The following is a 12,669-nucleotide window of genomic DNA, read 5'->3' on the forward strand; positions in this document are numbered from 1 at the left end:
GTGGCTGCATTGACTGGTTGCGCCCGCAAAATGGTCCTCGGCAGATCGTGGTGTATGGGGTGGGGTCACTCGATTCTTGACGCCATTAAAAAAATTTAATCTCATAATGGGTGTTGTATGACGGGAAAGCAGTCGCCATCACTATGAATACGACAGTCTCTACATCGTGCGGGTTTCACGCGGTCCAGAATGCCCTAAAACACCCCGACAATGTGGAGGTATTGCTATATGACGTTGAGCGCAATGATTTTCGACTGAAGGAAATCGCTGAAGAAGCTCGTCGTTCACGGGTCCTGATCCGGGCAACCAACAAGAAAGAACTCGATAAAGTGTCTGCTGGGATCAGACATCAGGGTGTCATAATTATTCACACAACTGGTTTGGTTAGACCCGCCTTACCGCTTGATGAGCATCTAGCTCAGATTCAACAGGTGCCACTGTTGCTGGTGCTTGATGGTGTTCAAGATCCCCAGAATCTTGGCGCTTGCCTTCGTACTGCAGCCGCTGCCCGAGTTGACGGCGTTATTCTCCCTCGAAAGAAAGGCTGTCACATCACGACCACGGTAATGCGTGTGGCAGCCGGGGGCATCAGTCATCTGTCAATATTTGAAGAAAGCAACTGGAACCGGGTCATGACTACCCTGAAAAATAATGGACTGTGGATTGTGGGTACTGATGAGCGCGCCGAAAGCGAGATCTATAGTACAGATTTAGTCCGACCTGTGGCACTGGTACTGGGTGCAGAAGACAAAGGCCTGCGTAGACTGACGCGCAAACAATGTGATCAAGTCGTGCGTATCCCTGCAGCCGGCCAAATCCGCAGCCTTAATGTATCAGTTGCAACGGGTATCGCACTGTTCGAAGCATTGCGCCAACGGCGTGGGAGATTATAAAACTTCACGATTAAAAAAGAGTTCGGAACCTGCGCTTGCTCAGTCAGTCTGGTTCACGTGTTTTTGGTCGGTAGTCGCAAAATTCTTTGATCACGCAAGCAGGGCATTTTGGCGTACGTGCGGTACACGTATACCGGCCATGCAGAATCAACAAGTGATGGGCATCCTTACGGTAACGTTCAGGCGTAAATTTAAGCAGCTTTTGCTCAACCTGCAGCACGGTTTTACCGGGGCCGAGTCCGGTTCGGTTGGAAACCCGAAAGATGTGTGTGTCCACTGCGATTGTGGGTTCTCCAAATGCGGTATTCAGGACGACATTTGCGGTTTTACGACCGACGCCAGGAAGAGCTTCGAGCGCCTCTCTGTCCGAAGGGACCTGTCCGTCGTGCAGATCGATCAGCATGCGGCAGGCCTTCATGATGTTCTGTGCTTTTGTGTTATACAGCCCAATTGTTCGAATGTGGCGTTTAAGGCTGGTTAGTCCCAGGTTCAGTATTGCCTGTGGTGTATTGGCTCTGCGGTACAGTTTGTCGGTGGCCTTGTTGACTGAAATATCTGTAGCCTGGGCAGAGAGAATCACTGAGACAAGTAACTCGAAGTTGGATCTGAAATTGAGTTCGGTAGAGGGCGACCCGTGGGCGCGAGCCAGAAGGCTAAAGATTTGTTTTCTTTTGGCAGAATTCATGCAAACCGCTGTTTCTTAATCTTTTTTAAAAAACAGACTGCTTCTGCGGGCGCGACTGCGTTTGACACTGCTGAGAATGTTTTGTCGAATGACAGTTTGTGTCCATGTTGTTTTCCGGTCAAAAGACTCCGCCGACAGTTGCGACCTCGAGCGTTTTATCTCAGCCCGCCTGCGGGCTCGCACGACCATGCCACTCGAATACTCAGGCCATGGACTGGCATCTTCATTGTCCGAGGGCATGCCAGTTATTGGCGTCATCTGAATACAGTCCATCGGGCAGGGCGCAATGCACAGTTCACATCCCGTGCATTCACGACCAATCACCGTGTGCATCAGCTTTGAAGCGCCGGCGATTGCATCGACGGGACACGCTTGTATGCAAAGTGTACAGCCGATACACAGTTCCTCGTTGATAACAGCACAGGCTAACGGCCCCGTTGTGCCGCAATTGGGGTCCAGTGGCACCAGTGGTTTGCCCGTAATTTCAGCCAGTGCACGAAGCGTGATATTGCCGCCCGGCGGGCACCGATTTATTGGGGCGGACTGAGCAGCGATAGCCAGCGCATAGTCCCAGCAGCCCGGGTACCCGCAGCGCTGGCACTGCGTTTGAGGCAGCCACTGGTCAATTGTGTGAGGATCGACCGCGCCACTCATTGAAGTTCTGTTTCCTCGGTACGGTAAGTAGTCACCGGATGATCAGCGCACACCCATTCCAGGTTCTGCACCGCCATCGGGCTGTATGACAAAAATGCCAGATGCGTCATCGCTGCCGGAAGCCGCCAGGATCATGCCTTCAGAGGTGCCGAACCGCATCTTTCTAGGAGCGAGGTTGGCGACCACCACCACCTGGCGTCCGATGAGTGTTTGCGGATCGTAGGCACTTTTGATGCCGGCAAATACTGTGCGGGATTCACCATCGAGGTCTAGCTGCAGCTCGATTAGCTTGTCAGCACCTTCGACGGATTGTGCATCGACAACTTTGGCGACGCGCAGGTCTATCTTTGAAAAGTCATCAATGGTGATCTCAGGCCGGATGGGTTCGTCTGAGAGATGAGGTTTAGTCACGGGTGATTCGGGTTCTATAGAGTCGGCAATCATCTGTTTCACATCCTTTGGGTTAATTCGCGTCAACAGGTGCTGATATTCTGAGATACGATGGTTCAGCAACGGCTGAGACAGGTTCGACCATTGTCCAGGTCCGGAGATATCGCAGCACAGGAAACTGCTAGAACGCTGCGCTAGAGAGGGGGTTACTGGACTCAGCCAGGTAATCAGCAGCCGGAAAAGGTTCAGGCCCTGGCAGCAGATGGCCTGAAGCTCGGCATCAGAACCAGCCTGTTTGGCGACGATCCAGGGCTGTCGATCGTTGACGTATTGGTTGGCTTCGTCAGCGACGGCCATAATCTCTCGTATCGCCCGGCTGAATTCACGATTGTCGTAGGCCAGGGCTATTGAGGTCCCGGCATCGACCGCGCGCTTGAACCTATCGGGGTCATCCAGCCGATCACCGATCTCGTTCCTAAATCGCTTGTTTATGAATCCGGCACACCGTGCAGCGATGTTCACAACCTTGCCGACGAGATCAGAATTGACACGCTGTACAAAATCCTCCGGGTTTAGATCCAGATCCTCAACGCGGTTATTCAGTTTGGCTGCGAAGTAGTACCGCAGATAGTCCGGATCCAGGTGGCGGAGATAAGTATCGGCCCTTATGAAGGTACCACGCGACTTGGACATTTTTTGGCCATTGACCGTTAGAAAGCCGTGAACGAACACAGAAGTTGGCGTGCGAAAATTAGCGCCGTGAAGAACGGCTGGCCAGAACAGGGCATGAAAATAAAGGATGTCCTTGCCAACGAAGTGGTACAACTCGGTTTCAGATCCCGGTTTCCAATAGGCATCAAAATCCAGTTTCTCGGTGTCGCACAGCGCTTTGAAGCTCGCCAAGTAGCCAATAGGTGCATCCAACCACACGTAAAAATATTTGCCTGGATATCCCGGAATTTCGAACCCAAAGTAGGGTTCATCTCGGGAAATGTCCCAATCCCGTAGCCCGGAATCAAACCATTCGGCCAGCTTGTTGACGACTTCGCGCTGTAGGCGTCCAGAGCCGATCCATGTCTTTAACATCGGTTCGAACTCTGGTAATCGAAAGAAATGGTGTTCAGATTCCCGTTCCACGGGTGTGGCACCAGAGATCGCAGATACAGGATTCTTCAGGTCACCGGGGGAGTAGGTCGCACCGCAGGACTCACAGCTGTCACCATACTGATCCGGGCTGCTGCAGCGGGGACACTCGCCCCGGATGAACCGGTCAGGCAAGAACATGTCGGCGTCTGGATCATATGCTTGCCGGATGACTCTTTTGGTAATGTAGCCGGCTGCATTGAGGCGATTGTAAATAGTCTCAGTAAAATAGCGGTTTTCTTCCGAATGGGTCGTGTGGTAGAAATCGAACTGAATGTGAAATCCGGCGAAATCACGCTGATGCTCCCTGAGCATCTCTTCAATCAGCTGAACTGGCTCAATACCATCGGATCGTGCTTTGAGCATGATGGGGGTACCGTGCGCATCATCGGCACAAACATAACGGGCATCATGTCCGGCGAGCCTTTGGAAGCGGACCCAGGTATCTGTTTGAATCACCTCCAGCATATGACCGAGGTGAATTGGGCCATTTGCATATAGTAGTGCACTCGTGACCAGGATCTTTCTAGATGACGTTGTCATGGGTGTCGGGTTGCTTGAATACCGGAATTTAGTGGTGTCAGAGAAATAGTTTCGGCTGGCTTCCGAGCATAGTCGAATTGTCTGGTTCTAAGCCGTTAAACGTATTTTAGCCGATACGAAAGGCCTGCCGGTCCTGTGTTAGCATTCGAATACAGAATAGATCGCACAGGTTTTGATGTGATCTGCTCACCTAATCCAGCATAAATCGATCTCAGTGAGGCCGTATATTTCTTATGATCACAGTAACAAAAAGTACCATTGAGGATGCTCTGTCCAAGATTGTTGATCCTCATACAGGTCTCGATCTGGTGACTGGCAAGTCGGTAAAGGACAGTGTGGTAGACGGCGGAAACGTTTCGATTGACCTGGTTTTGGGTTATCCGGCTAAAGGGTGGCACCCGAGTTTGAGGCAGCAGGTGGTAGATGCTGTGTCGATGGTAGAGAGCGTCGAGTCGGTGGAGGTGCGGATCGAAACCCAGGTGGTGTCCCACGAAGTGCAGAAGGGTGTTACCCCGCTTAAGAACGTGCGCAATGTGATCGCTGTCGCATCCGGCAAAGGCGGTGTCGGTAAATCGACCGTCTCAGCTAATTTGGCGGTGGCCTTATCCGCGGAAGGCGCGAACGTCGGTGTACTGGACGCGGACATATACGGACCGAGCCAACCGCGTATGCTGGGGATCGGCGGACGACCTAAGTCTAAAGATGGGAAGAGCCTCGAACCGATGAACAGCTACCACGTACAAGTTATGTCGATTGGTTTTTTAATTGAAGAAGATACGCCAATGATCTGGCGTGGGCCAATGGTCACTCAGGCCCTGGAACAGTTGTTGCAGGATACCCAGTGGCGTGATCTTGATTATTTAATTATCGACCTGCCTCCGGGTACTGGAGATATCCAGCTGACACTGGCGCAGAAGGTACCGGTTTCCGGCGCGGTGATTGTGACTACGCCCCAGGATATCGCGCTCCTCGATGCGCGAAAGGCACTGAAAATGTTTGAGAAGGTGGAGATCCCAGTTCTGGGCATTGTTGAAAATATGAGTACGCATATCTGCAACAACTGCGGTCACGAGGAACACATTTTTGGGGAGGGCGGCGGCAAGAGGATGTCAGCTGAGTACGGTGTTGAACACCTCGGCGATATTCCGCTTGATGGCCGCATCAGGGCTGATGCTGACGGCGGTCGACCGACGGTAGTTGCGGACCCAGATGGCAGTTTGGCACAGGCATATCGGACCATCGCACGAAACGCCTCTGGGATTCTTTCCGCACGAAAACGGAACTACAGCGAGGTATTCCCTTCTATTGTTATTCAAAATACTTGAAACCGACATCAGGGTCGCCTATGTCGATTAAGGCTGATAGCTGGATTCGCCGAATGGCGGATGAAAGCAGAATGATTGAGCCGTTTGAGGCCGGCCAGATCTCAAGTATGGGCGTAGATCGAATTATCTCGTACGGCACTTCCAGTTATGGTTATGATATTCGTTGTTCCGACGAATTTAAGATATTTACGAATATCAATTCGGCAATAGTCGATCCGAAGAATTTTGACAAAAGCAGTTTCGTTGATTATCAGGGCGATGTCTGCATCATCCCCCCAAATTCTTTCGCACTGGCTCGAACCGTTGAATATTTCAGAATTCCGCGCAACGTGCTTACGATTTGTCTGGGGAAATCGACCTACGCGCGCTGTGGAATAATCGTCAATGTGACCCCGTTTGAGCCCGAATGGGAAGGCTATGTTACGCTCGAATTTTCCAACACAACGCCTTTGCCAGCCAAGATCTATGCGAATGAGGGGGTGGCACAGGTAATATTTTTTGAAGCGGATGAACCCTGCGAAGTATCCTACAAGGATCGCCGCGGTAAATACCAAGGGCAGACCGGCGTAACGTTACCCAAGGCCTGATCAAGAGAACAAGGTATGGCAGGCAACAGTTTTGGTCAGCTGTTTCGCGTTACGACATTTGGTGAAAGCCATGGTCCGGCTCTCGGTTGTATCGTTGACGGGTGCCCGCCAGGCCTGCAGCTTAGCCCCGATGATATTCAGCAGGATCTGGATCGGCGTCGACCCGGACAGTCAAAGCACACCACCCAAAGGCGGGAGTCTGATCGTGCTGAGATCCTGTCCGGTGTGTTTGACGGTGTCACCACCGGTGCACCGATTGGTATGGTGATCAGGAACGAGGATCAGAGAACGAGGGATTATGAGCGGATTCGGGAACAGTTCAGACCGGGTCATGCCGATTACACCTATTTAAGAAAGTACGGAATTCGCGATTTCCGGGGCAGTGGGCGGGCGTCGGCCCGCGAAACGGTGTGCCGTGTGGCCGCAGGTGCGATCGCCCGAAAATACCTTCATCTTCACAGCGGTATTCAGATCACCGGTTATCTCCAGCAAATGGGAGACATCGTGGCCGAACAGCGCGACTTCGATGAAATTTCCCGCAACCCGTTTTTCTTTCCCGATGCCGGCAAGACCGAGAAACTTGAGAAACTAATTCAAGCGCTGCGTAGGGCTGGAGACTCTATTGGTGCAAGGGTCAATGTTGAGGCGACAAATGTTCCTGCCGGATTGGGCGAACCAGTATTTGACAAACTGGACGCGGAAATTGCCAAGGCAATGATGTCTATAAATGCGGTCAAAGGGGTAGAACTGGGAGCCGGATTTGACAGTGTTATACAGCATGGCTCTGAACATCGCGACGAGATGCGCCCTGAAGGATTTTTGAGCAATAATGCCGGCGGCATTCTAGGAGGCATTTCTAGCGGTCAGGATGTCGTGGTGTCAATTGCGCTAAAACCAACTTCGAGCATTCAAATTGCCGGGCGTAGTGTCGATATCTACGGTGAACCTGTTGAGGTCGTTACAACCGGACGCCACGACCCTTGTGTGGGCATACGGGCAGTACCGATAGCCGAAGCAATGCTTGCTTTGGTGTTGATGGATCACCTGCTGCGCCATCGTAGTCTCGGGGCGGAGTCGAAAGGCCCGGTTATTCCCGCCACAGCGGACACCTCGGAAGCAGACTGAAAGGCTTTAGACTCGGGTCCGCCTGTTGAAAGCCACATCCTGACTGTTTGTGTCGGGTTTTTCAGTTGCGCCCACTGATTGTATGTCTGGATCTGATAGTGCCTGCGTGACGAGGTATCCCATATCCTCGATGAATCGTATGGCATCGATGTCTGCACGACTGCCCTGTGAAATCTGAGCTTTCAAAGACCCTAATGCATCTAATGTAGGATACAGGGAAATCGGGTCTAGCAGATTACGGCAACGGTTGTGTTTGAAGATCAGCGTGGCGGCATCCCTGGCAAGATCTGGGTAAAGTGCTTGACTGAGGATTAACCCCTGGGGAAGTTGTGCTTCAGGGTTAAGCGGCAGTGCCGCTTCCCCGAGTTCACTTTGCAATCGTTGGAATAGTTTCACGAAGCTGGTCATTTGTTCGTAGTCGATTAGTGTTTAACCGAATTTATTCTTAAGGGTCCATTGTGTCATCAATAGTTGGGAGTTTACGTTAAATTGTCGAATGATAATTCGCCAAGGATAGTCTAGGACGGTTCGGTGATGTGCTACAATTTTATTCTATCGTCATTATTTGAGTTCTACTAAAAATGTCTGGAAAAACTCTGTACGACAAGCTATGGGACAGCCATGTGGTTCGTGAAGAGGATGACGGCACATCACTGATCTATATAGACCGCCACCTGATTCATGAGGTGACATCGCCGCAGGCTTTCGCCGGCCTGAAAGAAGCCGGGCGAGTGCCACACCGCGTCGGTGCAAACCTCGCAGTTGCTGATCACAATGTACCGACGACTGATCGGTCGGAGGGCATCAGTGACCCGGTGTCACGGCTTCAGGTAACAACGCTTGATCAGAACTGCAAGGAGTTCGGTATTACCGAATACGATATGAACGATCCGCGTCAGGGGATTGTGCATGTGATTGGCCCGGAACAAGGTGCAACACTCCCAGGAATGACGATAGTATGCGGGGATTCCCACACAACCACTCATGGCGCATTTGGCGCGTTGTCTTTTGGTATAGGCACCTCCGAAGTTGAGCACGTACTGGCGACGCAGTGCCTTGTGTCCCGAAAAATGCGGAGCATGCGGATTACCATTGAAGGAGAACTCCGGACTGGAGTCGGTGCTAAGGATTTGATCCTCGCCATCATCGGCGAAATTGGAACATCCGGTGGCACAGGCTATGCCATTGAGTTTGCAGGCAGTGTGGTCCGTGAGTTAAGCATGGAAGCGAGAATGACCTTGTGTAACATGACGATTGAAGCAGGGGCTCGCTGTGGCATCGTCGCGGTTGATAGGTCAACGATTGATTATCTTAAGAATCGCACTTATGCCCCCAAGGGCAAGGAATGGATTAAAGCGCAAGAACTCTGGTCTGATTATGTCTCGGACAAAGATGCGGTGTTTGATCAGGAAATAAGGTTGGATGGAAAGACGATCTCCCCTCAGGTCACCTGGGGCACATCGCCGGAAATGGTGATACCGATTGACGGAGAAATTCCTGATCCGCAAAGTCAATCCGACGAAACTCGCCGAGAAGGTTGGGCACGGGCATTGGAGTACATGGGCCTCGAGTCTGGGACACCGATCAGTGAGGTCAAGGTAGACAAGGTTTTTATCGGATCGTGTACCAACGGAAGAATCGAAGACTTAAGAGTCGCGGCGCAAGTCGCCCGAGGTCATAGAGTTGCCTCAAATGTCTCGCTGGCAATGGTCGTTCCGGGATCGGGGCTGGTAAAGCGCCAGGCTGAAGCAGAAGGGTTGGATGCGGTCTTTACGCGGGCAGGATTCGAGTGGAGAGAACCCGGTTGTTCAATGTGTCTTGCGATGAATGCGGATCGGCTGGAGATTGGCGAGCGGTGCGCCTCGACCTCTAACCGGAATTTCGAAGGCAGACAGGGTCACGGCGGCCGTACACACCTCGTCTCTCCCGCACTGGCAGCAGCCGCGGCCGTAGCAGGCCATTTTATTGACCCGGCCGATCTCGAGGATAAGTCTTGATGGAACCATTTAGGACTGTAAAGGGGATTGTCCTGCCCATCGATCGCTCAAATGTTGATACTGATGCGATAATTCCAAAACAGTATCTGAAGTCAGTGGCTCGTTCGGGTTTCGGTGCGAACCTATTCGATGAATGGAGATATCTGGATCAGGGTGAGCCCGGTCAGGAACACAGCAATCGGTCGATTAATCCGAATTTTGTACTGAACGAAAAGCGTTATACGGGCGCTGAGGTTTTGCTGGCCCGAAAAAACTTCGGTTGTGGATCATCGCGAGAACACGCGGTGTGGGCACTACATGACTACGGGGTCAAGGTGATTATCGCATCAAGTTTTGCTGATATCTTTTTCAACAACTGTTTTAAAAATGGTCTGTTGCCCCTTGCATTGCCCGATGATGTCATTGATACCTTATTTGGGGCGATTAAAAATGAACCGGGCTATATGCTGGAGGTAGATCTGGAATCGCAAAGCGTCGTCACCCCAGATGGCACGCAATATTCATTTGATGTAGAAAGTTTTAAGAAGTACTGCCTGGTTAATGGGCTCGATGAAATCGACCTGACCCTGCAGCATAAGAAAGAGATTTCTGAGTTTGAGGCGTTGCATAAGCGGAAGATGCCCTGGCTGTTTACGGACATTTCATAAGATGGTGCTGTGCAGTTCGTCTGGAGTCGGCTTGGGTGGCCTTCCTTTAATCAGCCTACAGGGAAAGGAATTTCTTGACCAATAGCGTAGATGTTGCCGTCGTCGGAGCCACCGGAGCAGTTGGTGAGGTGATGATCGATATTCTCGAACAACGCAGCTTTCCAATTGGCAGGTTGTTTCCGCTTGCGAGTGAGCGGTCGGCAGGTAGTACGATCAACTTTCGGGGGAAATCGATTCGGGTAACGAGGCTGGACGAATTTGATTTTTCCATGGCAAGGATCGGCTTGTTTTCAGCTGGTGGGAGTGTGTCGGCCTCTTACGCACCAAAGGCTGTGTCGTCTGGCTGTGTAGTTATCGACAACACTGCTCATTTTCGTAACGATCCGGATATTCCTCTGGTCGTCCCGGAAGTCAATGCACACGCCATAGACGGGCATCATGGCATTATTGCCAATCCTAACTGTTCGACCATTCAGATGGTCGTCGCCTTAAAGCCAATTTATGATGCTGTCGGCATATCCCGGATCAACATTGCCACCTATCAAGCCGTTTCAGGCGCAGGTAAGCGGGCCATTGCAGAACTGGGGCAGCAGTCACTCGAACTGCTAAATGGCAGGCCGGTCAACCCGGTTGTTCTGCCAAAGCAGATTGCCTTCAACGTTCTACCCCACATCGATGAGTTCCAGGAAAACGGTTATACGCGAGAAGAAATGAAAATGGTCTGGGAAACCCAAAAAATTTTCGGTGATGATACCATCCGCATAAATCCCACCTGCGTGCGCGTGCCGGTGTTTTATGGCCACTCCGAGGCTTTACACGTAGAAACCCGAGAAAAGATCACTGCCAAAGCGGTTCGAGAGTTGCTACAAGCGGCACCGGGTGTTGTTGTCGTCGATGAGTGCGAGTCGGGTGGTTACCCGACGCCTGTGTCGGATGGTGCTAACCAGGACGGTGTGTATGTGGGTAGGATCCGCGAGGACATTTCGTGCGCTCAGGGTATCAACATGTGGGTTGTATCGGACAATGTTAGAAAAGGTGCGGCATTGAATAGTGTGCAGATAGCCGAACATCTGTTTAGAAGTGCTTAAAGTCTATGTTAATTAACGTTAGACAAACGTATCGAATTATTCGCTGGGAAGTAGAATTTTAGTAACTTGATTAGAACCTCATATAAAAGATCAGTTCTTTGGATTGTTCTTTCGGTCGGCCTTTGGTTGGTGACATCTAATGTCCAGGCTATCGGCCTGGGTCGCATAGTGGTGAATTCCGCCCTGAATCAACCGTTTGACGCAGAGATATCGATTGCTTCCATTGAGGACGATGTGCTTGAAAGCCTGGAAATCAAGTTGGCAACGGATTCTGACTTTCGACGTGCCAATATCCCCATTGAACCGGTCGTCAAGTCGCTGCAGTTTAACGTCATCAACGGTGAGGCCGGCCCCTGGATTCGTGTGTCAACAGATAATCCCGTACGCATACCGTTTCTTCATTTTCTGGCTGCCATTGGGTGGTCGGGCGGTAAGATTATTCGCGAATATACGGCCTTGCTCGACCCGCCGGGTTACGACACTGTAGCTGGCCAGTCAATTGCATTGCCAAGTACGACTGGCCAGCGGGCAATACAGCCAGGTGACACTTACGAACCGGTCAGGAGTGGCGAGACGTTGATGGGTATTGCTGCGAATATTGATGTCGACAAAAGTGTGACCATATATCAGAGAATGTTTGCGCTGATGCACATGAATTCTGAAGCATTTATTCGTGGAAATATGAATCTGCTCCGAGAAGGCGCTACGCTGATTATCCCTTCTGTTGAGATGATGGCGGGCATCTCAAGGATCTTAGCCAGAGAGGAATATACCCGTCAGCTTTCAGACTGGATTGACTACCACCAAGGCATTGCACAGGGCAGGTCGCAGTCTGGCGAGAGGCTCTGGGTATCACTGATACCGGGCGATGAGAAAATCGTTGTCAAAGAAGTTGAAAAAATTGTGATCAAGGAAGTGCCGATCGAAAAGGTCGTTGTCAAAGAAGTTGAAAAAATTGTGATCAAGGAAGTGCCGATCGAAAAGGTCGTTGTCAAAGAAGTTGAAAAAATTGTGATCAAGGAAGTGCTAGTCAACCAGTCAGAGGCAGGCCAGAACAACAAGCGCGCCAGTGCTGATTCAAATACAACCACTACCGGGGAGTATGTCCTCAGGATTGTTCAACCAGATTTGGACACCCAGCCTGCAGCAGTGAGCAAAAGCTTCGATGCGGTACCGGTGCCAGCTGACCAGCCGTCTATCGATCCTGAGTTGGAGAAAGTCAAGCACCGCCTGACGCTGACCGAGGAAACCTTGGCGTCGAAGGAGCTCGAAAATGAGAAACTGTTACGCCAAATTGCATTGTTAGCAGAGCAGATCGACAAGTCGGCCAGGCTGATTGCCTTGCAAGATGAAGCACTCGCGTTAGCGCAGCAACAGGCAACACTGCGAGCGCAGCAAGCTGCAGCAGCGTCTTCAGTTCGGCCACCGGATACAACCGCTGTACTGACAGCGTCGGATACAGCCGTTGAAGGTTCACAGACTTCGGTAGACCAGACGACAGGTGACGATGATCAAACAACTGTACTGGCCACTACGGACACGGCTGGCGNNNGCNCACAGNNTNCGNNNNANNANANNNCGNGTNNNGNNAG

11 protein-coding genes and 1 pseudogene (1 of these 12 only partly in view) are annotated in these 12,669 nt (G+C 51.4%); 8 read left to right on the forward strand and 4 right to left on the reverse strand.

Features of this window, described 5'->3' with window-relative positions; translation table 11 throughout:
* Window positions 1-143 precede the first annotated feature (143 nt).
* Complete coding sequence (rlmB, locus tag MK323_05500) at window positions 144-893, forward strand: 23S rRNA (guanosine(2251)-2'-O)-methyltransferase RlmB (GenBank protein MCH2481612.1); 750 nt, start codon at window positions 144-146, stop codon at window positions 891-893.
* Between the two features lie 43 nt (window positions 894-936).
* Here rlmB and nth read toward each other — a convergent pair whose 3' ends face one another.
* The 3 genes from nth to metG are packed head-to-tail and all read right to left on the reverse strand — an operon-like array spanning window position 937 to window position 4,308.
* Window positions 937-1,578 carry an endonuclease III gene (gene nth, locus MK323_05505; GenBank protein MCH2481613.1) on the reverse strand — a complete coding sequence of 214 codons (642 nt, stop codon included), beginning with the start codon at window positions 1,576-1,578 and terminating at the stop codon, window positions 937-939.
* Window positions 1,579-1,593: 15 nt separating this feature from the next.
* Window positions 1,594-2,232, reverse strand: a complete 639-nt coding sequence (locus MK323_05510) for an RnfABCDGE type electron transport complex subunit B (protein ID MCH2481614.1) — start codon at window positions 2,230-2,232, stop codon at window positions 1,594-1,596.
* Window positions 2,233-2,274: 42 nt separating this feature from the next.
* Window positions 2,275-4,308 (reverse strand): methionine--tRNA ligase, encoded by a 2,034-nt coding sequence (gene metG / locus MK323_05515; protein ID MCH2481615.1) that lies wholly within the window; start codon window positions 4,306-4,308, stop codon window positions 2,275-2,277.
* A 233-nt stretch (window positions 4,309-4,541) separates the two neighbouring features.
* Between metG and apbC the strand changes: the two genes are divergently transcribed.
* The 3 genes from apbC to aroC are packed head-to-tail and all read left to right on the forward strand — an operon-like array spanning window position 4,542 to window position 7,345.
* On the forward strand, window positions 4,542-5,633 hold the full coding sequence (apbC, locus tag MK323_05520) for an iron-sulfur cluster carrier protein ApbC (GenBank protein ID MCH2481616.1): 1,092 nt from the start codon (window positions 4,542-4,544) through the stop codon (window positions 5,631-5,633).
* 20 nt (window positions 5,634-5,653) lie between these two features.
* Window positions 5,654-6,220 (forward strand): dCTP deaminase, encoded by a 567-nt coding sequence (gene dcd / locus MK323_05525; GenBank protein ID MCH2481617.1) that lies wholly within the window; start codon window positions 5,654-5,656, stop codon window positions 6,218-6,220.
* Window positions 6,221-6,235: 15 nt separating this feature from the next.
* Window positions 6,236-7,345, forward strand: a complete 1,110-nt coding sequence (aroC, locus tag MK323_05530) for a chorismate synthase (GenBank protein MCH2481618.1) — start codon at window positions 6,236-6,238, stop codon at window positions 7,343-7,345.
* A 6-nt stretch (window positions 7,346-7,351) separates the two neighbouring features.
* Here aroC and MK323_05535 read toward each other — a convergent pair whose 3' ends face one another.
* Window positions 7,352-7,741: a hypothetical protein gene (locus MK323_05535; protein MCH2481619.1), complete on the reverse strand. Its 390-nt coding sequence runs from the start codon at window positions 7,739-7,741 to the stop codon at window positions 7,352-7,354.
* Between the two features lie 185 nt (window positions 7,742-7,926).
* On the opposite strand from MK323_05535, the gene leuC reads away from it, so the two are divergent.
* The 4 genes and pseudogenes from leuC to MK323_05555 all read left to right on the forward strand — a co-directional run.
* Window positions 7,927-9,342: a 3-isopropylmalate dehydratase large subunit gene (gene leuC / locus MK323_05540; protein ID MCH2481620.1), complete on the forward strand. Its 1,416-nt coding sequence runs from the start codon at window positions 7,927-7,929 to the stop codon at window positions 9,340-9,342.
* A complete protein-coding gene (gene leuD / locus MK323_05545) occupies window positions 9,342-9,989 on the forward strand; it encodes a 3-isopropylmalate dehydratase small subunit (protein ID MCH2481621.1) in 648 nt (215 codons plus the stop codon). The genes leuC and leuD overlap by 1 nt, the downstream gene beginning before the upstream one ends.
* Before the next feature lie 74 nt (window positions 9,990-10,063).
* Window positions 10,064-11,077, forward strand: coding sequence for an aspartate-semialdehyde dehydrogenase (locus tag MK323_05550; GenBank protein MCH2481622.1), 1,014 nt, complete (start codon window positions 10,064-10,066; stop codon window positions 11,075-11,077).
* 129 nt (window positions 11,078-11,206) lie between these two features.
* Window positions 11,207-12,669 (forward strand): annotated as a pseudogene (locus MK323_05555) (hypothetical protein) (it continues 64 nt past the right edge of the window).

It is taken from the genome of Gammaproteobacteria bacterium (genome assembly GCA_022450155.1).
In the GTDB taxonomy this organism is placed as follows: Bacteria; Pseudomonadota; Gammaproteobacteria; order Arenicellales; family UBA868; genus REDSEA-S09-B13.